The organism is Limnobacter sp., from assembly GCF_043511195.1.
Lineage (GTDB): Bacteria > Pseudomonadota > Gammaproteobacteria > Burkholderiales > Burkholderiaceae_B > Limnobacter.
In genome coordinates this window covers 2657345-2680613 of sequence record NZ_CP121330.1, presented here as the reverse complement: position 1 = coordinate 2680613, position 23269 = coordinate 2657345, and the positions used below count along the sequence as shown (strand labels likewise).

Annotated in this window: 24 protein-coding genes; 18 read left to right on the top strand and 6 right to left on the bottom strand. The window is 50.3% G+C overall.

The features are described 5' to 3' along the window. From P0D43_RS12805 to P0D43_RS12785, 5 genes are read left to right on the top strand one after another with little or no spacing between them, the layout of a single operon-like run. Complete coding sequence (locus P0D43_RS12805) at nt 1-174, top strand: hypothetical protein (protein WP_341238211.1); 174 nt, start codon at nt 1-3, stop codon at nt 172-174. After that, nucleotides 167-574 (top strand): cytochrome c maturation protein CcmE, encoded by a 408-nt coding sequence (ccmE, locus tag P0D43_RS12800; RefSeq protein WP_159571281.1) that lies wholly within the window; start codon nt 167-169, stop codon nt 572-574. Before P0D43_RS12805 ends, ccmE begins: the two co-directional genes overlap by 8 nt. Continuing rightward, entirely contained in the window at nt 571-2562 is a 1992-nt protein-coding gene (locus P0D43_RS12795) for a heme lyase CcmF/NrfE family subunit (protein WP_394672586.1), read from the top strand. The genes ccmE and P0D43_RS12795 overlap by 4 nt, the downstream gene beginning before the upstream one ends. Further along, nucleotides 2559-3128 (top strand): DsbE family thiol:disulfide interchange protein, encoded by a 570-nt coding sequence (locus tag P0D43_RS12790; RefSeq protein ID WP_394672585.1) that lies wholly within the window; start codon nt 2559-2561, stop codon nt 3126-3128. Before P0D43_RS12795 ends, P0D43_RS12790 begins: the two co-directional genes overlap by 4 nt. Continuing rightward, on the top strand, nt 3125-3517 hold the full coding sequence (locus P0D43_RS12785; protein ID WP_394672584.1) for a cytochrome c-type biogenesis protein CcmH: 393 nt from the start codon (nt 3125-3127) through the stop codon (nt 3515-3517). Before P0D43_RS12790 ends, P0D43_RS12785 begins: the two co-directional genes overlap by 4 nt. A 12-nt stretch (nt 3518-3529) precedes the next feature. On the opposite strand, the gene P0D43_RS12780 is transcribed toward P0D43_RS12785, so the two are convergent. Together P0D43_RS12780 and P0D43_RS12775 are read right to left on the bottom strand one after the other, a co-directional pair. Further along, nucleotides 3530-4858: a type II toxin-antitoxin system HipA family toxin gene (locus tag P0D43_RS12780; RefSeq protein WP_394672583.1), complete on the bottom strand. Its 1329-nt coding sequence runs from the start codon at nt 4856-4858 to the stop codon at nt 3530-3532. Next, nucleotides 4855-5157: a helix-turn-helix domain-containing protein gene (locus P0D43_RS12775; protein ID WP_212746476.1), complete on the bottom strand. Its 303-nt coding sequence runs from the start codon at nt 5155-5157 to the stop codon at nt 4855-4857. Before P0D43_RS12775 ends, P0D43_RS12780 begins: the two co-directional genes overlap by 4 nt. A 695-nt stretch (nt 5158-5852) precedes the next feature. Between P0D43_RS12775 and P0D43_RS12770 the strand changes: the two genes are divergently transcribed. From P0D43_RS12770 to P0D43_RS12725, 10 genes are all read left to right on the top strand, one after another. Continuing rightward, complete coding sequence (locus P0D43_RS12770) at nt 5853-6137, top strand: hypothetical protein (RefSeq protein ID WP_394672582.1); 285 nt, start codon at nt 5853-5855, stop codon at nt 6135-6137. A gap of 192 nt (nt 6138-6329) precedes the next feature. Beyond that, nucleotides 6330-6590: a hypothetical protein gene (locus P0D43_RS12765; protein WP_394672581.1), complete on the top strand. Its 261-nt coding sequence runs from the start codon at nt 6330-6332 to the stop codon at nt 6588-6590. Between the two features lie 48 nt (nt 6591-6638). After that, on the top strand, nt 6639-7295 hold the full coding sequence (locus P0D43_RS12760; RefSeq protein WP_394672580.1) for a hypothetical protein: 657 nt from the start codon (nt 6639-6641) through the stop codon (nt 7293-7295). Between the two features lie 78 nt (nt 7296-7373). After that, entirely contained in the window at nt 7374-7868 is a 495-nt protein-coding gene (locus P0D43_RS12755; RefSeq protein ID WP_394672579.1) for a hypothetical protein, read from the top strand. 472 nt (nt 7869-8340) lie between these two features. Further along, nucleotides 8341-9651 carry a hypothetical protein gene (locus tag P0D43_RS12750; protein ID WP_394672578.1) on the top strand — a complete coding sequence of 437 codons (1311 nt, stop codon included), beginning with the start codon at nt 8341-8343 and terminating at the stop codon, nt 9649-9651. Nucleotides 9652-9740: 89 nt separating this feature from the next. Next, a complete protein-coding gene (locus P0D43_RS12745; protein WP_394672577.1) occupies nt 9741-10742 on the top strand; it encodes a hypothetical protein in 1002 nt (333 codons plus the stop codon). An 81-nt stretch (nt 10743-10823) separates the two neighbouring features. Further along, entirely contained in the window at nt 10824-11498 is a 675-nt protein-coding gene (locus tag P0D43_RS12740; protein ID WP_394672576.1) for a hypothetical protein, read from the top strand. Between the two features lie 105 nt (nt 11499-11603). Continuing rightward, on the top strand, nt 11604-12458 hold the full coding sequence (locus P0D43_RS12735) for a DUF3883 domain-containing protein (protein ID WP_394672575.1): 855 nt from the start codon (nt 11604-11606) through the stop codon (nt 12456-12458). A 99-nt stretch (nt 12459-12557) separates the two neighbouring features. Then, a complete protein-coding gene (locus P0D43_RS12730; protein WP_394672574.1) occupies nt 12558-13028 on the top strand; it encodes a hypothetical protein in 471 nt (156 codons plus the stop codon). Nucleotides 13029-13315: 287 nt separating this feature from the next. Next, nucleotides 13316-13684: a hypothetical protein gene (locus tag P0D43_RS12725; protein WP_394672573.1), complete on the top strand. Its 369-nt coding sequence runs from the start codon at nt 13316-13318 to the stop codon at nt 13682-13684. A 158-nt stretch (nt 13685-13842) separates the two neighbouring features. On the opposite strand, the gene ettA is transcribed toward P0D43_RS12725, so the two are convergent. Both ettA and P0D43_RS12715 read right to left on the bottom strand, forming a co-directional pair. Further along, on the bottom strand, nt 13843-15504 hold the full coding sequence (ettA, locus tag P0D43_RS12720; RefSeq protein ID WP_394672572.1) for an energy-dependent translational throttle protein EttA: 1662 nt from the start codon (nt 15502-15504) through the stop codon (nt 13843-13845). Nucleotides 15505-15542: 38 nt separating this feature from the next. Continuing rightward, the gene (locus P0D43_RS12715) at nt 15543-16685 is read right to left on the bottom strand and encodes an NAD(P)/FAD-dependent oxidoreductase (protein ID WP_394672571.1); all 1143 of its coding nucleotides are present in this window, start codon (nt 16683-16685) and stop codon (nt 15543-15545) included. Nucleotides 16686-16946: 261 nt separating this feature from the next. Between P0D43_RS12715 and bamE the strand changes: the two genes are divergently transcribed. Both bamE and P0D43_RS12705 read left to right on the top strand, forming a co-directional pair. Then, the gene (bamE, locus tag P0D43_RS12710; protein WP_341237009.1) at nt 16947-17786 is read left to right on the top strand and encodes an outer membrane protein assembly factor BamE; all 840 of its coding nucleotides are present in this window, start codon (nt 16947-16949) and stop codon (nt 17784-17786) included. A 166-nt stretch (nt 17787-17952) separates the two neighbouring features. Next, nucleotides 17953-18705 (top strand): M48 family metallopeptidase, encoded by a 753-nt coding sequence (locus P0D43_RS12705; RefSeq protein ID WP_341237008.1) that lies wholly within the window; start codon nt 17953-17955, stop codon nt 18703-18705. 1 nt (nt 18706) lies between these two features. Here the strand turns inward: P0D43_RS12705 and P0D43_RS12700 are convergent, their stop codons facing one another. Further along, nucleotides 18707-19762: a saccharopine dehydrogenase family protein gene (locus tag P0D43_RS12700; protein ID WP_394672570.1), complete on the bottom strand. Its 1056-nt coding sequence runs from the start codon at nt 19760-19762 to the stop codon at nt 18707-18709. A 53-nt stretch (nt 19763-19815) separates the two neighbouring features. After that, on the bottom strand, nt 19816-20280 hold the full coding sequence (locus P0D43_RS12695) for an SRPBCC family protein (protein WP_159571228.1): 465 nt from the start codon (nt 20278-20280) through the stop codon (nt 19816-19818). 387 nt (nt 20281-20667) lie between these two features. Between P0D43_RS12695 and P0D43_RS12690 the strand changes: the two genes are divergently transcribed. After that, nucleotides 20668-23163: an acyl-CoA dehydrogenase gene (locus P0D43_RS12690; protein ID WP_394672569.1), complete on the top strand. Its 2496-nt coding sequence runs from the start codon at nt 20668-20670 to the stop codon at nt 23161-23163. Nucleotides 23164-23269: the final 106 nt, after the last annotated feature.

Sequence of the window (23269 nt, the reverse complement as noted above, 5' to 3'; positions counted from 1 at the left end):
ATGAATCTTGATGCATGGCAAACAATTTGGGTTTGTGTGGTTTTAAGCCTGTTGGTTTTGGGTCTGGATGGATTGTTGGCCGGTCGTGCTGGCCCCAGCAAAACCGACTTGGTTCGTGAACAAAAGCGCGCCAATCGAATGGCAGCAGTTGGCAAGGGGGCAGGCAATGAGTAACGCACGCGCACACAGGGCCGCCTGGCTGGCAGCCATTGTGGTGGTGGCTTTGGGTTTTGGCATTGCCTTGGTCAAAGTGTTCAACGACAACCTGGTTTTCTTCTACACCCCCACCCAAATACTTAGCGGCGATGTGCCCAAGGGCGAGAAAACGTATCGCTTGGGCGGCATGGTTGAAACGGGTAGCGTTCAACGCGAGGCCGACTCATTGAAAGTACGTTTTGTAGTCAGCGACTTGAATAACAAGGTGCCAGTTGAATTCAATGGCATTGTTCCTGATTTGTTCAAAGAGGGCACTGGTGTGGTGGCCGATGGCCAATGGGATGGCACAACGTTTGTGGCCAGTGAAGTGCTGGCCAAACACGATGAAGACTACATGCCGCCAGGGGTGCAAGAGTGATCGCGCTTATCTCGCAATTTAGCCTTGCCTTGGCCACAGTGTTGGCCTTGTTCGGTGCAGTGGCCGGTTTTGCAGCCGTGCGCGGTGTGTACAACCATGCCCCGGCAGTGCCTTTGTTGAAATCGATTCAACGCAATGTGTTGCTGGTTTCCGGGCTGGTGGGTACTGCTTTTTTGGGTCTTGTTTATTCCTTCGTTATCAGCGACTTTTCAGTTCGCAATGTGGCTGAAAATTCAAATTTGACCTTGCCTGTGTTTTACAAGGTGGCTGCCAGTTGGGGCTCGCACGAGGGCTCATTCCTGTTGTGGGTACTCATGTTTGCAGGTTGGACCCAAGCCGTGGCCTGGGCCAAATTTGAGGTGTCGGCCTGTTTCAAAGTGCGCGTGTTGGCAACTTTGCAATTGGTGTTGGTGGGGTTTTTACTTTACCTGTTAATTGCCAGCAACCCATTTGAATTCCTGTACCCCACACCCATTGATGGTCGGGATTTGAACCCGCTGCTGCAAGACATTGGCATGATCATTCACCCGCCTTTGTTGTACATGGGCTATGTGGGCTTTGCGGTTACCTTTGCATTCGCAGTGGCCGGTTTACTCGAGGGTCGTTTCGATATGACCTGGGCCCGCTGGAGCCGCCCCTGGACCAATGTGGCCTGGGCCTTCCTGACCATGGGCATTGCCTTGGGCAGCTGGTGGGCTTATCGGGAATTGGGTTGGGGTAGCTGGTGGTTTTGGGACCCGGTCGAAAACGCATCCCTGATGCCATGGTTGGCAGGTACGGCACTAATCCACTCGCTGGCCGTGTCTGAAAAACGCGGTGCGCTGCGCAGCTGGACATTGCTGCTGGCACTCACCACTTTTGCCTTGTCCCTGTTGGGTACATTCCTGGTTCGCTCCGGTGTGCTTACATCGGTACATGCATTTGCAACTGACCCCGAGCGCGGTGTGTTCATTCTTGCCTTGTTGTTCATCGTTGTAGGTTCTTCCTACATTTTGTATGCGCTTAAAACAGGCGAGGTGGGGCAGGGTGGCAACTTCAAGGCCACCGGGCGTGAATCGCTGTTGTTGTCGAATAACGTGTTGATGAGCGCAGCACTTGTGGCCGTGATGTTGGGCACACTTTACCCCTTGGTGGTTGAAGTAATTGGTGGGCGAAAAATGTCGGTGGGGCAACCTTATTTTGAGGCCATGTTCGCCCCCATCTTGTTGCCTGCCGTGTTGCTCATGGCCTTGGGCCCCGATTCACGCTGGCGCGAAACCCGCCTTGCACAATACGTAAAGCCAGGCGTTGTTGCATTGTTTGTCGCGGTGCTGGTTTTGCTGGGCGCGGCATTGTTCAATGCGCAATTCAGCTTGTTGTGGGCCACCGGTGTTGTGTGTGCTGTGTTCAGGGCAGTGGCCACGCTTGCACATGCGGCAGCGGCCACGCGCAAAGCAGGTGCCGCTGCGCCTGAAAGTGGTTTGCTTTATCGCATGCGCCGTTTGTCACTTTCCTACTGGGGCATGGTGCTTGCGCATTTGGGTGTGGCCGTATTTGTGGTGGGCGTTAGCTGGGTAAAAACCTTCGAGACGGAAACCGATGCCGTGCTAAAGCCCGGAGAAACTTCTGAAATTGGCCCATGGCGTGTCACCTTCATCGGCGTTGATTCAGTGCAGCGGCAAAACCATGTTGCTGCACTGGGGGTGTTTGAATTGACGCGTGGCGACGGTACCTTGATTCATTTGCTGGAACCCGAGAAGCGCCGTTATCAAAGTTCCGAACAAATCATGACCGAAGCAGCCATTCACAGCGATTGGTTCTCCGATGTGTATGTGGGTTTAGGGGACGCAGTTCAAAGCAGCACCAACGCAGGTGCCTGGGGTGTGCGGCTGTATTACAAACCCTTGATCAACCTGATTTGGTGGGGCTGTGCGCTAATGGCACTGGGTGGTTTGGTCACCGTGTTTGATCGCCGCTACCGGCCAAGAAAAAATGCGGTGGCAGCATGATCAAAAAACGCTTGCGCCTCTATTTGCCCATTCTGGTTTTGTTGTTTCTGGGTGTTTTTTTGCTGCGCGGTTTGTGGCTTGACCCTAAGAAATTACCCTCGGCCTTGATTGGCAAACCTGCACCAGCTGTGGTGTTGCCTGTGCTCAGCTTTAACGGGCCTGAGGCGGGTGCGGTGCAAATTGCCGACATTCAAACACTGCAAAACATTGATGCCCTAAAAGGCCAGCCATGGGTGCTGAATGTGTTTGCATCGTGGTGCCAGGCTTGTTTGGCAGAGCACCCGCACTTTATTGCCTTGGCCAAACAGAAAAAAATAAAGCTGGTGGGTTTGGCTTACAAAGACGACTTGGCCAACACCCGCCGGTGGCTGGCGCAATACGGCAACCCCTACGATTTGATTCTGGTAGACCAGCAAGGCCAGTACGGCATTGAATTGGGCGTGTATGGCGTGCCCGAAACTTTTTTGATGAGCGCCAACAACACCATTATTCACAAGCAGGTAGGCCCCATACCAGCCGATTACTTTGACAGCATGGCACTGCCCGCCATCGAGGCTTCCCGATGAATGTGAACGACCTGAATGCAGTTGAGAAAGAACAGTACAAAGAAGTGGCCAGCGAGCTTCGTTGCCTGGTCTGCCAAAACCAGTCGCTGGCGGATTCGCATGCTTCTCTCGCAGTGGACTTGAAAGAAAAAATTGCTGAGCAAATTCGCGCTGGCAAAACCAACGAAGAAATCAAAAGCTACATGCAAGACCGCTATGGCGAATTTGTAATCTACAAACCTGCCTACAGCATGGAAAATGCAGTGCTGTGGTTGGGGCCTTTTGTGGTGCTGGTCATTGCCGTGGTGTTGGCGCGCAGGGTAGGGAAGAGCAAAGCCCCTGCGGCTAAAGCAAGCGCACAATGGGCAGAAAACTTGTACACCAAAACAAAAAACAAAAAAGACAACTAACTGTTGGTGGAGCTACAGAATCAGTAGCTGCTCGTTAATTTTTTTTGCCTGCGCAGGTGGTACCCCCGCCAGCGATGCGAATTCAGGCCAGCGTTCAATGGCTTGGCGAACTTCTCGAATAACTCTGGGTGCGGAACCTATTGCAAAGCGCTCCGCCTCTTCCAGCAAATCAACCTCTGCGAAATTCTTGAATTTTCCATTCACCGACATCAAGTGTTGGTGAGTCCATTCACCCTCAGGGTTGTGTGCAAAGGTAATGTCGTAGGCTGGTGCCAGTTCCCAACTTGATCCTTCCTTCAGCAAAAACGAAAAATTCTTGCTGTGATCATCGCAGTTTCTTCCCATTACATTGAATACCATGCGTCGAAATGCTTCCTCCTTTTGTTCATAAGGAAGTTGCAGTTTCACAATGCATTCGAATAATTGCGCGTAAGCATTCGTGCCTTTCTTTTTGTAGTCCAGGTGGTTGAATGCGCACAGCGTTTGGATGTGATGCCGCACATTGTTTGCAGCCCGGTCAAAACGGCGTGTCATGAAGTGTGCACGGCTGTTTTCTTCAAGCAAGCGGCATTCTGAAATGCCAATGTTTGCTGCCTTGGCCATCAAATAATAGGCATATTCAATTCGGCCATAGCCACCTGATGCACCCAGTTCGTTGTCTTTGCCCATGCCGTCGAATTTCAGTAGCCAGTGTTCGAACCCTGGCGGTGTATCCACTTGTCCGGAACGAATTTCGTGAGTGTTCCGGTTCCAGGCAATTACCGCTTTGGCACGGGCTCCACCCGCTGAAGTGCCCACATCAATAATGCTGCGCAAGGCTGCGTTGGTGTATTCATCTTCATCGTCGTCAAACTGACCGGTAACCGCTTTTCTGGCGTGTTCTACCAGGTGACTCAATTCAATTGATGTGGCCACACGCTTTGAAGGCCCGCGGCTTGGTTTGAATGTGAGCGCACCCATGGCGCGGTTACCCATGTAGGCCAAGCGATCAAGTGCAGTGATGTCACTTTTAGACAAACCCCGCTCGGCCATGTAACGGTCAATCAATGCATTGCCAAAATCATCGGGCAGGGCATCGGCCAGCATGGCAGGCAACCGTTTGTAGGTTTCCACCGGCAGGTCGGTGAACAAATACGGATCGCCGTTGTTCAAAGGCATTTGCAGTGGGGCAGGTTCAATGCCGGTTTTCAGAAAGGCAGGTGCGTAGGCGAAGGCGTAGTAGCCATACACAGGGTCTAGCGCTACCGCGCCCACTTGTTTGCCCCAAAGAAATACCTCAACACGATCCACGCGTTGATAAGCCGTGCTTCTTGTGCGGGCAGTTTTCTTCTTGATATTCATGGCTTACTCACCTTGCGCCTTGCGCGCTGGCGAGGTGCTGCTTTGGCCACCATGGCCATGGGGTTAATGGTGGCAACAGGTGCAATGGTGTCGAACCAGCTTTCACGCCCCAAGGCGCGAACAACCTTCACCAGTGTTTGCAATGATGAACCTTCCCCGTTTTCCAGGCTTTGCAGCGCACGGGTACTGACACCGGCTTGTTCAGCCAGTGTGCGTTGGTCGGTGTTTCGGCTAAGGCGAAGCTGTTTCAGGTTTTCGCCCAAAGCGGTTTCCAGTTCTGCTAGCGTTTTTTGAGTCAATTTATATTATTCCCAAAACGTGTTATTGCGCGTTTTAATTAATGTATTGTATTTTATACGCGCTATTAAGCGTATTGTAATAATTTGAATATTTTCAGTCAATGTGATGTTGTAAAACGCGTATAAACGCTTATTAGCATATTTTTTTATTCTTACACGCGTATTTATGCGCAATAAAATTATTGGATTTTATTGAGCATGCCTGGTGCAGTTTTGCATGCTTACCCCGCAAATGCAGGGTGGCGCGTGTTGCCTTGTTGCGTACAACGAGGCTGGGCGGGCCTTTGGGCATTGCTTACTTCCCAAGAAATAGGGTGAACGGATCAGCTTGCTTGCTGTTGCATACCAATTAATTTACATTTTGAAACTATTGAAATTGCATCCCGAATACCTTTATTGGCTTTGGCACCGGCCTGCGGTAGCCATGGTGGGTTGGGAAAATGAGTGCAAAACAAAACCCGGTACACGTAAGCTTCTTCGGCTGTACAGGAAAAGTGTCTAGAGCGAATCGTAGTACGCAATTGATTAAGCAAACGCGGCGAGTTTTGGGCTTTGGTTAGACTGTTGATTTGTACAGTTTATCTCCTGGTCGTCGCGATGTGCAAAGGGCTCAGTTGGTTGGGGAGCTTCTAGGAGTGATGTTCGGATAAATGGATATCGCCGTTATTGTTCGATAAAACTAGTTAGGGGAATCAATGAGCGACATATCCGAATTTGAGCGCATTGAATCCATCGTTAAAAGCGGCGGGCTTGAAAAAATGCCAGTGGCATCAGCTCGTAAAGAGCGTGATGTTCTACTCCGCTCAACCCCGACATCAAACAACCCACAATTCATACAACGTTGGGATCGTGTGCTATTTGCTCTAAACGACCGCATCGAGGAACTGGCTTGGTGGCAAAAGCCTTTAGGCACTATCGCCATAACCGTCCTCGCAGCAGTAATTTCCGCCGCCTTAACGTTCTGGCTCGGACTGACATGAGCAAAACAAACGCCACAACAAATCCCGTTATCCCGGCCACTATCACTGGCAATGTGAGCCATTCCCCTAACATGGCGGTCAAGCGGGACGCTCCGCTAGCAAGCTGGCTACGCGCCCCTTACCTTCAACGTTAGACCGCACAGAAACCCGATGCCTTACTACCGCGTCATGCTCCATGGAACCGGAATCCGCATGCCCAGCCAAGCCTCGGGACAGGACCTCATTGGCTTCTACACGACGCGTTTGGTCCGTGCCTCTTCAGAGGAGGAGGCTGAGAGGAGAGCACACGCGAAGGTCGGATCGCAGTGGAGGACGGCGGAGTACGCACGCAATAACCTGGGTGCCCCTCCGGAGCTGTCCACTGAATGGATTCGGCGGACGTCGTTCCTCGACTTGTTCTTCTTCACAGCAACAGGTCATGCTTTCTACTTCCAGGACGCCGATGCGGTCTAACAGAACGGTCGACTCGGACACGTTACGGCAAGGCGCCGCGAGGCGCCGTTGGATATCCTGCACCTCGCGGCGCCTTGCCGCAACGTGCCGGTCACCTTCACGTTAGGCATCACAGGAGAGATCGTGACAATTCATCGCGCCGCGGCTTTTGCACATTGGAACTATTTCCTCGCCTTAGAAGAGGATCTGGATCGTTTATCTAGGTATGTCGATTTTTCAGGAAACGATGACGCCTACTCGCTTGAGATTGCCCGCCTCCTACTCGGTGCTAGCGCCGAGGTCGATGTTGTTCTGAAGCTTCTGTGTAAGCGCTTCAATCCAAACAGTGCTGCGTCGTCCATCGGCATGTATCACGCGGAGGTGAGTGCGAATTGCCCAAACTTCATCAACTTCGAGACTCAGCTTCCGCGCTATGGCGTAACTCATCAGCCGTGGATTAGCTGGACAGCAAATCAACCTCCACTTTGGTGGTCAGATCACAACAAGGTAAAGCATCAGCGCGACCAGTACTTTGAGCGCGCCACGCTGAAGAACTGCCTTAACGCAGTTGGGGGTCTGTTCGTTGCGGTACTGCATCTCTATGAGCAGGAAGCCGCAAACGGCGAGTTACTCCAGCTTCCTCGTCTATTCAATGTCGGCAATCAATTCTTTGCCGGCACCCAGATGGGCCGATACGGTCACAGCTTCAAGTACAGAGTGCGGTGATGCCTAACCCTTCCATTGATGCGGACGTCCAAGGGCTATCGCCCTCGACCTCCCCTCATGTCAAACGTTAGGCTGCACATGAACGACCAAGTTAATCGCATGTTTCACGAAGCCCAGGATCGGCTGCACGATGCGGACGTTCTTGCGCGCTCTCTCGACACGCGATCCGACTCGCAGGCAATTCTCCGAATCCTTGGATTTGAGATTCTGTTGAAGTGCGCACTCCTTCTCTCTGGCCAAGAACCGAAGAATTCGCACAACTACAAGAAGCTGTGGCTAGGCCTTCCCGGTCACGTGCGAAAGAAGGTTCTAGAGGTAGCGTCGGCAAGGATGCCCGGCCACGCAGACCTGTCGAATCTCGAAGAGAAGCTGGAGTGGTGGCAATTTGTATTCGAGCGCGCACGCTATCACTACGAGCTCTACGAAAACTACACGTTGAAAGAACAAACCGAGCTCGGCGCGCTATGGGTCGCACTCGGTGCGCCGAGCAACGAAGCTGTAGTTCAGTGCTTTCCCTCCGAGTTGCAATTCTTAGTCGAAGGCCTCACTGCCCATGTCGAAGGTGCGGCCTAACCCTTCCATCGAGAGGACTCGCCCCGGCAAGCCGGGTCGAGCCTCTCATATCAAACGTTAGAGCTATTAATGCAAATACCCGCAGCGATTCAAAATAGAAATCTTATTGCCTTCGTTTATGATGGCTATAGTCGCACCGTAGAGCCACATACACTTGGTGTTGACGGTAAGGGACATGAGGCTCTCCGAGCCTATCAAGTCGCTGGCGGTAGTGGGTCTGGTGAATTTGTTGGCTGGAAGATTTTTCACGTCAGCGAGATGCGATCATTAATCGTCTTACCGCAACACTTCGCTGGACCTCGCCAGGGTTATAAGCGGGGAGATAAAGCGTTCTCTGTAATTCATGCAGAGCTCTAACCTTTCGGTCAACGTGACAGCCCAAAGCTGCGCTTTGGGTTCCCTCAGCTGCTGCGCAGCTCCGGCTGCTCGTTCCCTTCAACGTTAACTGCTATACAGGAATCGGAACATAAGAATGCAAGAGTTTTCTCTAGAAAGGATTTCAGAGCAAATCCATTACGGTAAAACAAAGGGCTACTTTCAAGAGGTATTGTCCTCGTACAATAACGGCAACTACCGATCCGCTGTGGTTATGCTGTGGTCAGTAGCTATATGCGACATCGTTTACAAACTTCAGAACTTGATAGATTTATACGACGATGCAGCGGCAAAGGAAATTCTTCGAGAAGTTACTACAATCCAAAATGAGGACTACAAGTCATCAGCATGGGAAATAAAGCTTCTTGATGAGGTTCATGATAAAACTTACTTGCTAGATTCTTCCGAGTATGAAGATCTGCGTTACCTTCAGAAACAAAGACATCTTTCTGCGCATCCAGTTCTCAATTCTGAGCGGGAGCTTCATTCACCAAATAAAGAAACTGTGCGATCTCTCCTGAGAAATACTTTGGAAGGGCTGCTAATTAAGCCGCCATTTTATACGCAGCGAATAATGAAGGAGCTATTGGAAGATCTCGCTGAGTCTTCTGACGTTCTTAATGATAGAAAAAAAGTAAAAAAATATATTGAAAGTAGGTATCTAAGTAGAACCACACGGTCTGTAGAAATAAGTATATTTCGATCTTTGTGGAAGCTCGTTTTCAAATTAGATAACGAGGAATGCGAAAAGAACCGAATAATCAATCTTCATGCTTTGGAGGTTTTGTCCAATCGGAATATAGCTTCAATCCCCAATGAAGTTCAGGGTGACAATGACTATTACAGCAATATCGCATCAACTGGAATGCCACTATCTTACTTAGTCTTTTACCTTTCGAATAACCATCAGATTTACCCTTTGTTAAGCGAGGATGCGCGTTTAAAAATTGATCATTGCATAAATAATGTTGACGTGGGTAAGACTGTGGGCTGGTTTATAAAAGCCGATTTAGGTGCACATGGAAACGATGTGGAAGAATGGATAAAAGGTGGAGAACACCCTAATTTCACTACAGGCCAATTCGACGCTCTTTTAGAAATATCTGACACAGAGGAATGGCAGAAAAAATTCTGCCGAATCGTGACAGCATACTATTCAGTTAGTTATAGCTTTGATCAAGCAGATACTAGATTTCAGGTAGCAATACCAAAATACATCGGCCTATTCGACCGCGACTCACTCATTTATTTGGCGGAACAAATCGAGAACAATGGACAATGTTATGCGCGCGGCAGAGCGCGAGAAGACTATGTTGTGATCAAAAATCGTATCGATGAATTATTTGACGATGATTTCGATTATGAAGGCGTGCCTTCTTTTCGACGTAAAGTGGTAACGGCGGAATAATGCAGTTAACAAACGCGTCAATTCGGACGCTCGCAAGCTCGCGCCTATTACGCGGGCGTTATGTCTAAACCAAGATTAGGAGCACTTCAGTGAGTGGAATAATCGAGCACCCAAATAGCGGTGATGGAAATATCGAGGTTATAAAAATTGGAGAAGCTTCTGCCCCTGTATCGCTAAAAACTTACCAAGACATTTACCATCAAGTCACAGGCAGAACAGAGCAAATTAAGAAAAGATACTCTGAAAATTTGCTTGTCGAGTTTTCAGAGATCGAACAGCTCCACCACAAAATAAAACAACTTTGCGATGTGCACAACATCGTTGCATCTAATGAAGTCGTCTCCGTTTTTCATGAGAAGGAACGGAAAGAGCAGTTCACGTCATTTGAAAGATTCAGGGCGTATAACTCAAATACAGCCAGCCCGACAGTAACCCTAGTTCTGAAATACAACTTCTCCATAATTCCTGCTGGTCGAGAGCGGCCTCAAGAATATGCAGTAACTGTTCGATTGACATCTCGAGTTGCGATGCTTGAACAAGTAGAACGGGAGGCCCCATCTTTTGTCAGGCCGCACCTTGTCGGTATCGTCGCGCTTAACACCGCTGAAGTAACCGTTGACTATTCCGACTATGTGATTGCCCGGGGCTTTCTTGAGGCAGTCGACGAGTGGGTGGGGGGATGCAGAAAGACACCACCGATCAATTGGCTCAATGTTCTACGCAGGTGGTCTCACTTTGCTCCGGGCATATCAAAGCTAATTGCCGGAGGTTTACTGGCTTGGTTTGCGCTTCAATCTATCCCGGCACACTTTTCGGCTACAGCCACAACGGAAGTCGGGGCTAGGTTCTTCGTTGTATACGGTAGTGGAGCATTGATACTTGTCCCACTTATGGGGGCGATCGGAGGCATGATAGAGGAAGCAATTGATAGCTATCCGATACTGTCCTACCTCAAACTCAATAAAGGCGACTCGAATTTGATTGAGCAATTTTCTGAAAGAAAGCGGTCTGTTTTCATAAAGCTGTTTTTTAGCGCGGTCGCCAGTATTGCCCTTGGTATTGTTTCAGCAAAGCTTGAGCGCCTTATTTAAACATAACCTCTCGGTTAAGGGGACAGCCGAAAAGCTGCGCTTTTGGGTACCGGCACCTTACCTCCAACGTTAGGCACTTAAGTGAAGCCGCAATGGAATTTGAAGCAGCTTCGTGAATACATCCGGGGCTCGCGGTCGGATAGTGCAGTGCTGCTCGATATTGTCCACTCCATTGATCGTTACACCCAAATTTTTCTGTTCCATCTTGAAGGAGCTCGAGATGTCATGAATGGAATCGGAGACGCCGAAAATCCCCGAAGCAGAAAGAATCTCGAGATTGTATTCGGCGTATCGTCTCAGCAAGATGAATACCACTTGGCGAAGGTTGCTAGCGAAGCTCACATCCTGGGAGTTGTCCATTCCACACGGGCAATGTTCGATGTTTTCGCTTTTCTTGTAAACGCAATGCTTCTCAATGGTGAAATTCCCGAGCATCGTTGTGATGTCAGCCGTGTTATCCAGAAAATTCCAGCTTCACCTCTAAAGCAAGAGCTTGAGAAACTGGCCGTATCGTATTGGTTCGGTTACGTTTCAGCCTTTATAAATACCTCTAAACACCGGATGCTCGTTCGTCATTCGTTTCATGTGGGTATCGAGGAACCATACGTTGGAATTCGTATCGGCGCATTTGAATACAACGGTCAAAGTTTTCCCGTGTATAGGCTCCGGGAATTGCTAGAGGGCGTCTTAGAGGTCAAAAATGCTATCGTGCGTTGTGGAAAAGCCTTTAATGATCAGGTGGTTGCCGGTGCCTGACAACATATTGCAACCGACTCTTGATTTGCTGTCCACCTTTAAAATCGCAAAATCAAGCATTACCTCAAACGAGCCTCAAGATGGGCGTAACATTTCACTACTATCATGACTAACAACTGGTCGGGTTCTGAGGTCGAAGCAGCAGTTGCTGACTATTTCTACATGCTTCGTCTTGAGTTGACGGGGAATAAATACAACAAAACCGGGCATCGGCGCGCCTTGATGGAGCAGCTAAATAATCGCTCCAATGGCTCAATTGAATTAAAGCATCAGAACATCAGTGCCGTCTTGATCGAGATGGGTATTCCATACATCGACGGCTACAAGCCCCGGTCCAACTATCAGCGCTCACTGTTGCCTGCGGTGGTGGCTGATTACCTCAAGGCTAATCCAGAGCTTCAGCGCCTGTTTGCTGCAGATTCGGAGGTAACGCCCGCTATTCCAAGCGTGGAAGACTTCTTGGCGGCCTGGGACGAGCCACCCAAACCGGAAGATCGAAAAACACCTACCATTTCAGAGCCGCGAGCCATCTACAACCCCGGTGGTGCTAACTACTTGGAGCGCGAGGCTAGAAACCAATCTCTCGGGGAAGCAGGCGAGCAGTTCGTTCTTAATTTTGAGCGTGCTCGCCTGATCAAGGCCGGTAAGGATTCACTTGCTGACCGTATCGAGCAAATCTCGATCACAGTTGGACCATCTGCTGGTTTTGACATCAAGTCTTTCGAGGAAAACGGCACAGATCGGTACATCGAAGCAAAAACTACGAAGTATGGAAAAAACACGCCATTCTTCGTTACGCCAAATGAACTTCAGTTTTCGCGAGACAATGCATCGAGGTACTACCTGTACCGCTTGTTCAAGTTCCGCAACGGTCCACGCCTCTTTGGATTGAGTGGATATATTGAAGATCGGTGCATACTCGAACCGTCTGAGTTTATTGCGAGGCTGGGGTGGAATTAAACAAGGCGGTAACTGAGACGTTTCCCTTGTGCCCCATTTTTTATTCCCGAGAACAGGTATTCCATAAAACGCTCCTCAGATTACGCGTTGGAACCAGCTATGATTGACGAGGCAAAATTCAATCGCTTTTCTATCGCACTCAGGGATTTTGAGAGGGCAGAGGCGTTTATCAAGGAAGCAAGAAATCATCAGTACGGCGGCCTGGTGCATGAAGCATTGGTGTTATCGGCAATAGTCTGTTACTACCGGCCGTTCACCAATAATGAAAGAAATCCGAACTCCGCCGCTGCGAGCAGGTTAGAGCTATCGGACTTTTCACCCCTATCGCGAGATCAGCTCGACATTCATGAGACATGTAAGGAGCTCAGGAACAAAGCGCTGGCTCATGCTGAAATAACTCATCATCCAACGAAGTTAGATCGAGAGAATGGAGTAATTTCTAGCCCTGTCTTCAGCCTCGTAGGTAAAGCACCTCTACTCGAGGAGATGTCAGAACTGATCGGAAAGTTGATAAGGCAGTGCCATGACAAAAGGGCAGACTATGTGAATTCAGTACGTAACACCCCCTAATAATTTGCTGTAATGAATGGCAATGAGGGGCTCCGCTGAGCTCAAACATTAAAACCAATAGGAAGTAGCTTTTGTCACTAGATGCAGCAAAGAGAGAAATAGAGTCAGCAAAGCGTGCTTTAAGCAATATGAAGACTGCGACATCATTCGAAGTCTTCGATGAGGAGTGGCGTGATTTTTTAAACTGTTTGGAAAAGGCATGGAACAAAACTGAAAGAGGGTGTCAGCCCGTAAGGAACGAGTTTCAACCATGGCAAGGGAGGTTTTCTTGACTAAGAAAAAAAGACATGTTACTTCGTTATTTAAAGCAAGCTCGTGATGCTGATAACCACTCTATTCAAGAAGTAGCGAAGGTAAAGTCGGGTTACAGGACTATGAACTTCTTAAATCCAAAGGGTGGTTTTATAAAGCACATGGAAATGCGTGGTGGTGCGGTTATCAGCTACGAGGGAGATCCAATGGTCGTTACAGACCATCCCCCCACTGTCGAGGTCGTGCGTGTAAAAAATTCGGGCCACTGGTATAACCCCCCGACGTCACATCTAGATCAACCAGTTACTTCTCATCACCCTGTCGCAATTGCTGAGCTAGGGTTAAAGTTCTACGAGAAATTTGTTAATGAAGCAGAGGAAAAATTTTGGAAGCAAAAGCCTTAACCAGTGCAGTAACCAGCACACTCAATACGTTACGCCTGCTACGCAAAAGTTAGAGTTTCTCACTACTCAGCACAAACACCCCCCAACCCACCAATAAAAAAACCGAACCCCAGTCACCCAAGGTTCGGTTTTTCTAAACTACATCAACCCCAAAACACTCACTTCAAAGGCTTGTAACGCACTCGCTTCGGGCGCGCACCTTCTTCACCCAGTCGCTTGATTTTGTCAGCTTCGTATTCCTGGAAGTTGCCATCAAAGAACACCCACTGTGAATCGCCTTCACAGGAAAGAATGTGCGTGGCAATGCGGTCCAGGAACCAGCGGTCGTGCGATGTCACCAGCACAGTGCCCGCAAATTCCAGCAGCGCGTCTTCCAGCGAACGCAGTGTTTCAACGTCCAGGTCGTTCGAGGGTTCGTCCAGCAGCAACACGTTGCCGCCGGAAATCAGTGTTTTGGCCAAGTGCAAGCGTCCACGTTCACCGCCCGACAAATTGCCGATCAACTTTTGCTGATCGCCACCCTTGAAGTTAAAGCGGCCCAGGTAGGCACGTGAGGGCATTTCGAACTTGCCCACTGTCAGCACATCGGAACCTTCAGCCACGCCGTCGAACACAGTTTTGTCGTTGGGCAAAGAGTCACGGGTTTGGTCCACCACGGCCATGCGAACGGTAGAACCAATCTTGATGGTGCCGCTGGTAGGCTGTTCAGTGCCTGCCAGCCTTTTGAACCGCGTGGATTTACCCGCACCGTTGGGGCCAATTACACCAACAATTGCGCCGGGTGGTACTTTAAAGCTGAGGTTATCGATCAGCAAGCGATCGCCAAAGGCTTTGCTCACGTTCTCAAACTCAAATACTTCGTTGCCCAAACGCTCTGCCACGGGAATGAAAATTTCCTGTGTTTCATTGCGTTTTTGGTATTCATGGCTCGACAATTCTTCAAAGCGTGCAATACGCGCTTTGGATTTGGCCTGGCGACCCTTTGGGTTTTGGCGAACCCATTCCAGTTCTTTTTTCAGCGCTTTTTGGCGCGCGCTTTCGCTGCTTTCTTCCTGCTTCAGGCGATCCTGTTTCTGGTCAAGCCATGAACTGTAGTTGCCTTTCCATGGAATGCCAGATCCACGGTCCAGTTCCAGAATCCATTCGGCAGCGTTGTCCAAAAAGTAGCGATCGTGGGTTACAGCGACCACGGTGCCAGGGAATTTGTGAAGGAACTGTTCCAGCCAATGCACCGATTCCGCATCCAGGTGGTTGGTGGGTTCGTCGAGCAGCAACATGTCGGGTTTGCTCATCAGCAGGCGACACAGGGCCACGCGGCGCTTTTCACCGCCCGACAAGTTGGCTACGTTGGCTTCCCAAGGTGGCAGGCGCAGTGAATCGGCTGCAATTTCCATCAGGTGCTCTGCATCGTTGCCTGCGGCTGAAATAACCGCTTCCCACTTGGCCTGTTCTTCAGCCAGTTTGTCAAAGTCAGCGTCAGGGTCTGCATAGGCAGCGTAAATTTCTTCCAGCTTTTGCTGAGCCATGCCCAGTTCACCCAAGCCTTCTTCAACTGCTTGGCGCACCGTGTGCTCGGGGTTCAGTTCCGGTTCCTGGCTCAAGTACCCAATGTTCAAATTGGGCATGGGCACTGCTTCGCCTTCAATGTCTTTGTCCACACCCGCCATAATTTTAAGCAGGGTGGATTTGCCAGAGCCGTTCAAGCCCAGCACACCAATTTTTGCGCCGGGGAAAAAGCTCAGCGAAATGTTTTTCAAGATCTGGCGCTTGGGGGGAACAATTTTCCCCACGCGGTTCATGCTGTAGACGTACTGGGCCATTCGGTTTCCAATTCAATAGGTTTAACGTTGCCGCAATTTTAGATCATCGCAGGCAGTTGGGGGGTTAAAGCTTGGCGTTCTTTGCTGGCCTCACCCAGCAAGGCCATGCCCAGCAGTGCGCCATCCTTGCCCTTGAACAAGGCTTTCACGCCATTCTCATCGGCTGTAATTTCCCATTCACCTTCATGCTCGGGCAGGGGTGGGTTGACCACAGCGGGGCAATCGGGCGTTTTAATGCTCACCGGCATGGCGGGGAATTTGATGTCGGTCGGCTTGCCAGCCAGGGTTTGTGCCATGGCACGGGCGGCTTGCATCACCGGCATAATGTAGGGCAACACAAACTTGCCCAGGTATTCGGCGCAATCGCCAAGCGCGTAAATGTGTTCGTTGCTGGTTTGGCCAAGGCTGTTCACCACCACACCACGCGCCACATTCAATCCTGTTTTGGCAGCCAAATCGATACGTGGCTTCAATCCCACTGCAGACAGCACCAAATCGGCCTGTGTGGTTTCACCGGTGGAATCGGTCAATGTGTAGCTTGCGCCCGATTTTGCAATGTTGCTGACCGTGCGGCCCAGCTTCCAGCTCACGCCTTTTTCCGCCAGCTTGTTTTGCATGAATGTGCTGGCTTGCTCGGGCAGCAGTCGCGCCAAGGGGCGATCAGCCAGATCAAACACGGTGGTGTGAATGTTGGCCTTCAGCAAATCATTGGCGAATTCACAACCAATCAAACCGGCACCCAACACGGCTACTTCTTGCTTGCCGTCCAACAGTTTTCTGAATTCAGCGTAATCATTCAGATCGTTCACGCTGATAACGTCGGCGGCTCCATCGCCTTCAATGGGCAGTTTGAGGGTGTCTGCGCCCAAGGCCAATACCAGGTTGTCATAGCTGAATTCGCCCGCACTGCTGCTTAACTTGCGCGCAGCGGCATCCACTGAGTTCACCGTGGTGTTGGCCACCAGTTCAACTTTTTGTTGCTCAGCAAATTTTGCAGCGGGCGTCATCACCAGGGTTTCTGCCGTTTTTCCGCTGGCCAATGCATTGCTCAACATGGGTTTGGAATAAAAGTCGCCGCTGTCGGCTGTGATCAGGCGAATTTCTGCTTCCGGGTCGGCTTTGCGAAGTTCTCGAACCAAAGTCCAAGCGGCCACGCCGCTGCCAATGTTGGTGGTGTTCATAGTTTTAATCCTGTGTGTTGCACGTGAATTGCAATAGTCAATATCTATAATTGATTTTTATTGATCACGAATTGCTATCGTAAACATTGGGTACTGGCATTGTAAGCGCAATCCAAATGTATACGGGTGTTTACCAAACAGAGTGGCATTGGTTAAGATGCGCGTAGACATTCGATTTTCAAGCCTGCATCTAGAGTAGGCTTGCTGCATTCCTTTATTATCAAACGACTTTCACACAATACACATCAAAGGGAGACAACTTTGAGTACATTTGATCGCATCGGCACTTCTCGTTTTATCAAAACTGCGGCCTTGGCGCTTTCCGTCACTGTTCTGGCCGCTTGCGGATCAATTACAGGCGTCAAAGACATCCCCGAATATCTTGATTCTGACTTTGAACATGTCGGCCCACGCGAATTCATCACCAACATTGATTTGGCCCGAATCAAGCTGGGCATGTCGCCGCTTCAAGTGCAAAACCGATTGGGCATGCCCATGCTAAGTGAAAAGGATCAAGATGATCGCTGGGACTACATCTTGAAAAAAGGGCAGGGCGCCAATGAAGAGTTCGTGCCTTACGCAGTTTATTTTAAAGACCAGAAAGTGGTTCGTCTTGCGCCATTGACGCCTCCGCCTCCCCCGGTGGCTGAGGCTTCAGCCGAAGCACCGGTAGTGGATGCTTCTGCAGTTGTTGCACCTGAAGCCAGCGCTGGCGAAGTGATGGCACCTGAGCCCAGCCTGGCTGTTGGTGCCGATGTGGGCGATGCTGCAACGATCAACGACATGTTAAGCAATTGGGCAGCCGCATGGTCTTCCAAAGACGTTCAAGGTTATTTGGGTTTCTACGCGGACACCTTTGAGCATGGTAAAAAGTCTCGCAGTGCTTGGGAAAGTCAGCGCCGCGCGCGTTTGTCTGACAAGGAATCAATTTCGGTAACTGTGTCCGATGTTCAAATTGATGTGCAGTCCGAAGCCTTGGCCACGGTCAAGTTTAAGCAGGACTATTCATCCAACCGTTACAAGGACTCGGGCATTAAAGTGCTGACTTTGTCCAAAGCCAGCGGCACCTGGAAAATTCAACGCGAAGAATTCCAGAAATAAATTGCGTTGTTCCATTTGATGAGATCCCCTCGAGGCGACTTGCTCCGAGGGGATTTTTTATGATGGTACCGATCAGTGTCACTCACTGTAATTGAGTTTGTTCACTCTCATTGATTTCCCGTAAGGTCATCGACTTTCAACTGTTGCTGACACCCGAGAAACTTTTATGAACAAACGCGATTTTATCAAGCTGACCGCTTTGGCTGCCGGCATGTCTTCTTTGGCTCCCACAGCTTTGGCGCTCGACTTTGGCAAAATGCTGAATGCAGGTGCCGGTCTGGCCAAGTCGGCCAGTATTTCCGATGATGAGCTGAACGCATATTTCGACCAAATGACTGTTCAGTACGACAAGCAGAACAAAATTGCGGATGAAAAATCCGCGTATGGAAAACGTCTTCAAACGCTGGTCAAAGGTCTTGAAACTGAAGACGGATTGAAGCTGAATTTCAAGGTCTATGAAACACCGGAAGTCAATGCCTTTGCAATGGCCAATGGCACGATTCGAGTTTACAGTGGCTTGCTGGATTTGATGACTGACGATGAGGTGCGTTACGTGATTGGCCATGAAATTGGTCACGTGAAAGCGGGGCACACCAAGGCACGAATTCAAACTGCGATACGAACCAGTGCACTCCGGGAAGCTGCCTCAGCCACCGGTGGCAATGTGTCCGCCTTGGCCGATTCTCAGTTGGGTGATTTGTTCGAGAAAGTCATTCGTGCCCAGCACTCGCAGGGCAACGAAAATGAAGCAGATGACTACGCCATGGCGTTTATGAAACGCCGCAGCTACAACTCCAAGGCCACGGTAAGCGCTTTGGAAAAGTTGGCAAAGATATCTGAAGGATCCAGCGCCGGTTGGTTGTCAACTCACCCGGCGCCAGCTGCACGCGCTGAGCGTATGAAGAATCAATTGGCTTGAATTACTGTTCAAAAATTTGAATTTTTCCGCACCCGTCGAGACGCTCTACCAAATCACTGCCCATCAATTTCGATGGCGTGTAGGCACCACCAGCCACATTCTTTTCCATCAAAATAAAGCTGGCCACTGCCAATGATCCCATCACCGTCAGCGAATAACCGTTGGCGGTTTTAACGCGCGCGACTACCTTCTTGCCTTCGGCATTGGTGGCTTCACCCCAAACATACGCAGGCATTTTTGCACGTTGTTCCTCATTCGGGCCTTCAACCTTTGCAGCTTGTTTTTTCAGAATTCCCTGTACAAGCGACATGCCAAGAATTGGGCGTGCCAGGTTAGCGGCGCGCATCATGCGCACTGATTTTGGCGAGGAGGGAATGTACACCTCGATGTTACGAATGCCGGTGCTATGGAATGCGGTAGATACATCGCCCCAAGGAATCGTGACTGCAAACTTGGTGCCATTGCCAAAATTGATTTCTCGGGTGCTGTAGCCCAAGCCCACGGCCTTGATTTCACCGCCTTCACGCACGCGGCCACCCAGTTTCATGGCCTCCACGGTGGTTTTGGCGGTACCTGCTGACAAACCACTTCTGGAATCAAAACCCAAGGCCAAATGTGTGGCATCGGGCAGTGTTTCATGTAGGCGGGCAGCAACGCAATCTGTTGGAATCACATCAAAACCCACGCCGGGGCACAACACAATTTTCTGTTTGCGCGCCTTGCCGCTTAGCGACTGGGCCAGTTCGAACACTGAAATTTCACCGGTAATGTCAAGGTAGTGTGTTTTGGTCTGAAGGCAAGCCATCATCATGGGCTCGGCGGTTTCTGAAAACGGACCCGCGCAGTGCAGCACCAGGTCGACTTCATTCAAGCCTTCCAGAATTTCAGCCTCGTCACTCAGCGAGAAACCCCGGCTGGGCAAACTCAATTGATTGGCCAGGGCTGTTACCGCCGCTTCATTGCGGCCTGCCAAAATGGGGCGCATGCCGCGTTTGGCGGCTTCACATGCAATCATTTCACCGGTGTAACCATTGGCACCGTAAATCATCCAGGGCATTGCGTCTCCTAAAGCGCTTTGGAGCCCTCAGTGGGGCTCCCTTGTTGTTGTGTTCAAGATTCCAGTTTGGCTTTTACGCGATCAAGGAAGGTACCAACCTGCGCGTCAAATTCCGATTTCACAATACCTTCTGCAATTCCTTTCATCAGGCGAGGCACTGGCATTTCGAACTCACCAGTCGAGCGGAACGAAATTGTACATGCCTTGGGGCTGTCTTCTTTAATGACCCAGCCGCCCGATACGGTGGCATTGCCTTCGCCTGGAACAGGGTTCCAGTCAATTTTGGATGCGCCATCGTTGGTGTACTTCACAGCATACTTAACCTGGTGCGAAATACCTGCTGCGCCAATCTTCGCCATTTCCCAGCGCCACACGGCATCGCCAAGATCCACAATTTTGTCCAGCTTGGGAAACAGGGAAACGGTGTCCGCAACATCCGCCAACTGGTCAAACGCCTTTTTGGCACTGCAAGCCACTTTGAACGATTTTTCGATTTTTACATTCACGTTAACTGCCATATTTCCCTCGCTTTTTATTGTGGATGTTGTACTGCATGGGTTGAAGTGTATCGGTTAATTGGCGCGCTTGTTAGCCCGATGAGGCAACTGGGTGGCGCTTCATTGGGGGCTTGTGAAATCTGGTGAATTACCGGGTTCAACTAAAAACAACTGTGTTGCGCTGCACCGTTTTTCTGGTCTTCTGGAACTGTTGCCTATGCTTGCTCTTGTTTGTTTTTTAAAAAACTTATGTTGCATTGCAATGTAAATCATTGATTTTTTTCGAACTAAGTCTCTAGAAAAGTCGCTGTTTTTTTGGTGCAATGAGGTTGACAGTTGTTCACTGAAAGCGCATGTTACGCCTAAGTAACTTAGAAGTAACTTTGATGACATTCAAGGGGTATAAACATGTCAAATTCACTTTTCGCCGTTTTCTCAGCCGTTGTGCTGATCGGCCTCGTCTACAGCGGTGCAAACCTGCTGACCTTCACCGCCGCCATTGGCGCGTCTGCGCTGGGCTTCTACGCCTTGGGCGGCTTGGGTGAACTCGGTCTGATCGTGTTCGCTGCCATTTACCTTCCCATCGCAGTGGTACTGAACGTATCCAGCTTGCGCCGTGGTGTTTTGACTGCGCCTATTTTCAAGGCCTTCAGTAAGGCACTGCCTGCCATGAGCCCAACTGAAAAAGACGCGCTCGAAGCGGGTGACACCTGGTGGGAAGCCGAAATGTTCGGTGGCAAGCCAGATTGGTCCAAGCTGATGAACGTCAAGTACACCGAGCTGACCGCCGATGAAAAGTCTTACCTGGACAACGAGACAGAAGAGCTGTGCAAAATGCTCGACGACTGGAAGATCACTTTCGAGTTGAAAGACCTGCCTCAAGAAGTCTGGGATTTCATGGGCAAGAATAAATTCTTTGCCATGTTGATTGCCAAAGAACACGGCGGTTTGGGATTCTCCCCCTACGCGCAAAGCTGCGTAGTGGCGAAAATTGCCACCCGCTCATTGACCGCATCGGTCACCGTGATGGTTCCCAACTCTTTGGGCCCAGGCGAGTTGATCATGCACTACGGCACGCAAGAGCAAAAAGACTACTGGTTGCCACGTTTGGTGGATGGCCGTGAAATTCCCTGTTTTGGTTTGACTGGCCCTGAAGTAGGCTCCGACGCATCTGCAATTCCCGATACAGGCGTTGTTGTCAAGCGCGTGGTCGACGGCAAAGAAGAGCTGGGTATCGTGTTGAACTTCAGCAAGCGCTACATCACCTTGGCACCAGTGGCCACGGTGGTTGGTTTGGCATTCAAGCTGAAAGATCCACAAGGCCTGCTGGGCGACAAATCCAAAGTCGATTACGGCATTACCTGCGCCTTGTTGCCAGCTGACACGCCGAATGTACAAATTGGTCGTCGTCATTTCCCCGGTGCTGTTTTCATGAACGGCCCCATCATTGGTAACGACGTCTACATTCCATTGAACGCCATCATTGGTGGCCGTGAAATGGCCGGCAAAGGCTGGAGAATGCTGGTTGAGTGTTTGTCAGCAGGCCGTGGCATTTCCTTGCCCGCCTTGTCGGCAGCCTCTGGTTGGGGCATGTACCTGGCCACTGGTGCGTATGCACGCATTCGTCGCCAGTTCAAAATGCCAATTGGCCGCTTTGAAGGTGTTCAGGAAGCAACCGGTAAAATCGGTGGCCTGACCTACAAGCTGGAAGCCTCTCGCGTGTTGACCGCAACAGCCTGTGCAGAATGTGCACCTTCTGTGGTTACCGCCATGATGAAATACCACATGACTGAAATGATGCGCGAGATCATCCTGCGCTCCATGGACGTGCACGGTGGCCGCACTGTTATTCTTGGCCCACGCAACTACCTGGGTCAGGCTTATCAGGCCATGCCAGTGGCTATCACAGTTGAAGGCGCGAACATCATGACGCGTGACCTCATCGTGTTTGGTCAGGGCGCAATTCGCTGTCATCCTTGGGTATTGAAGGAAATGCAGGCAGCCCAGAACCCCAACAAAGAAGAAGGTCTGCGTGATTTCGACACAGCATTCTTCGGTCACTTGGGCCATATTTTCAACCGCGCCATGCGTGCCCTGGTACTTGGTTTGAGTGGCAACCGTTTGGCAAAAAGCCCGGTCAGTGGTCCCATGGCCGACTATGCCAAAGCCATTGAGCGTCGTTCCGCTGCACTGGCATTCACAGCCGACGTGGCCATGGGTGTATTGGGGGGCGAACTGAAGCGTCGCGAGCGCTTGTCGGCCCGTTTGGGCGACGTGCTAAGCCACCTTTACATGGCCACAGCCGTGCTGAAGTATTTTGAAACCAACGGTCGCTTGGCTGACGAGTTGCCGCATGCACAGTGGGCGATTGAAGACTCATTGTTCGAAATCGACAAAGCGTTCACCGAGTTCAACCGCAACTTCCCCAACAAGGCCATTGGCAAGCTGCTGAGCTTTGTGGCCTACCCCTTGGGTATGGGCAAATCCAAAGGCCCAAGTGACAAAACCAATGCTGAAGTTGCCGAGTTGCTGATGACACGCAATGCATTTGCAGAACGTCTGCTCGACAAAGTATTCGTCGGCGAAGGTTTGTCAGACCCAACTGGTCGCATTCTTGAAGCTGCTGACAAGCTGTTGTCCATTGAGCCTGGTTACAGCAACTTCCTGAAAGCTGTGTCTTCGGGCAAAGTGATCGGTGAAGGTCTGGAAGATCAACTGAAAGACGCTGTGGCCAAGAACCTGATTAGTCCTGATTTGGCCCAAGGCATTCGTGAATACGAGCCAATTCGTTTCGACGCGATCCTGACCGATGACTTCAGCAAAGACTATTTGCGCACCAATGGTCAAATTCCTGACGAAATCATTGAAGCCAAGCCAGTGACCGAGTACAAAGCAGCTGCTTGATTTTAAAGGCAAGTTTTTTGCAACATTTCTGTTGTAGTAAAAACGCCAAAGAAAGCCCCTCGCGTGAGGGGCTTTTTTTATTTCTCGCACGGAATATTTTGCGCTA

Coding starts and splice junctions, on each gene's coding strand:
- P0D43_RS12805 (WP_341238211.1), top strand. CDS start 1: ATGAATCTTGATGCATGGCAAACAATTTGGGTTTGTGTGGTTTTAAGC.
- ccmE (WP_159571281.1), top strand. CDS start 167: ATGAGTAACGCACGCGCACACAGGGCCGCCTGGCTGGCAGCCATTGTG.
- P0D43_RS12790 (WP_394672585.1), top strand. CDS start 2,559: ATGATCAAAAAACGCTTGCGCCTCTATTTGCCCATTCTGGTTTTGTTG.
- P0D43_RS12785 (WP_394672584.1), top strand. CDS start 3,125: ATGAATGTGAACGACCTGAATGCAGTTGAGAAAGAACAGTACAAAGAA.
- P0D43_RS12780 (WP_394672583.1), bottom strand. CDS start 4,858: ATGAATATCAAGAAGAAAACTGCCCGCACAAGAAGCACGGCTTATCAA.
- P0D43_RS12770 (WP_394672582.1), top strand. CDS start 5,853: ATGAGCGACATATCCGAATTTGAGCGCATTGAATCCATCGTTAAAAGC.
- P0D43_RS12765 (WP_394672581.1), top strand. CDS start 6,330: ATGCCCAGCCAAGCCTCGGGACAGGACCTCATTGGCTTCTACACGACG.
- P0D43_RS12755 (WP_394672579.1), top strand. CDS start 7,374: ATGAACGACCAAGTTAATCGCATGTTTCACGAAGCCCAGGATCGGCTG.
- P0D43_RS12750 (WP_394672578.1), top strand. CDS start 8,341: ATGCAAGAGTTTTCTCTAGAAAGGATTTCAGAGCAAATCCATTACGGT.
- P0D43_RS12735 (WP_394672575.1), top strand. CDS start 11,604: ATGACTAACAACTGGTCGGGTTCTGAGGTCGAAGCAGCAGTTGCTGAC.
- P0D43_RS12730 (WP_394672574.1), top strand. CDS start 12,558: ATGATTGACGAGGCAAAATTCAATCGCTTTTCTATCGCACTCAGGGAT.
- P0D43_RS12725 (WP_394672573.1), top strand. CDS start 13,316: ATGTTACTTCGTTATTTAAAGCAAGCTCGTGATGCTGATAACCACTCT.
- ettA (WP_394672572.1), bottom strand. CDS start 15,504: ATGGCCCAGTACGTCTACAGCATGAACCGCGTGGGGAAAATTGTTCCC.
- P0D43_RS12715 (WP_394672571.1), bottom strand. CDS start 16,685: ATGAACACCACCAACATTGGCAGCGGCGTGGCCGCTTGGACTTTGGTT.
- P0D43_RS12705 (WP_341237008.1), top strand. CDS start 17,953: ATGAACAAACGCGATTTTATCAAGCTGACCGCTTTGGCTGCCGGCATG.
- P0D43_RS12700 (WP_394672570.1), bottom strand. CDS start 19,762: ATGCCCTGGATGATTTACGGTGCCAATGGTTACACCGGTGAAATGATT.
- P0D43_RS12695 (WP_159571228.1), bottom strand. CDS start 20,280: ATGGCAGTTAACGTGAATGTAAAAATCGAAAAATCGTTCAAAGTGGCT.
- P0D43_RS12690 (WP_394672569.1), top strand. CDS start 20,668: ATGTCAAATTCACTTTTCGCCGTTTTCTCAGCCGTTGTGCTGATCGGC.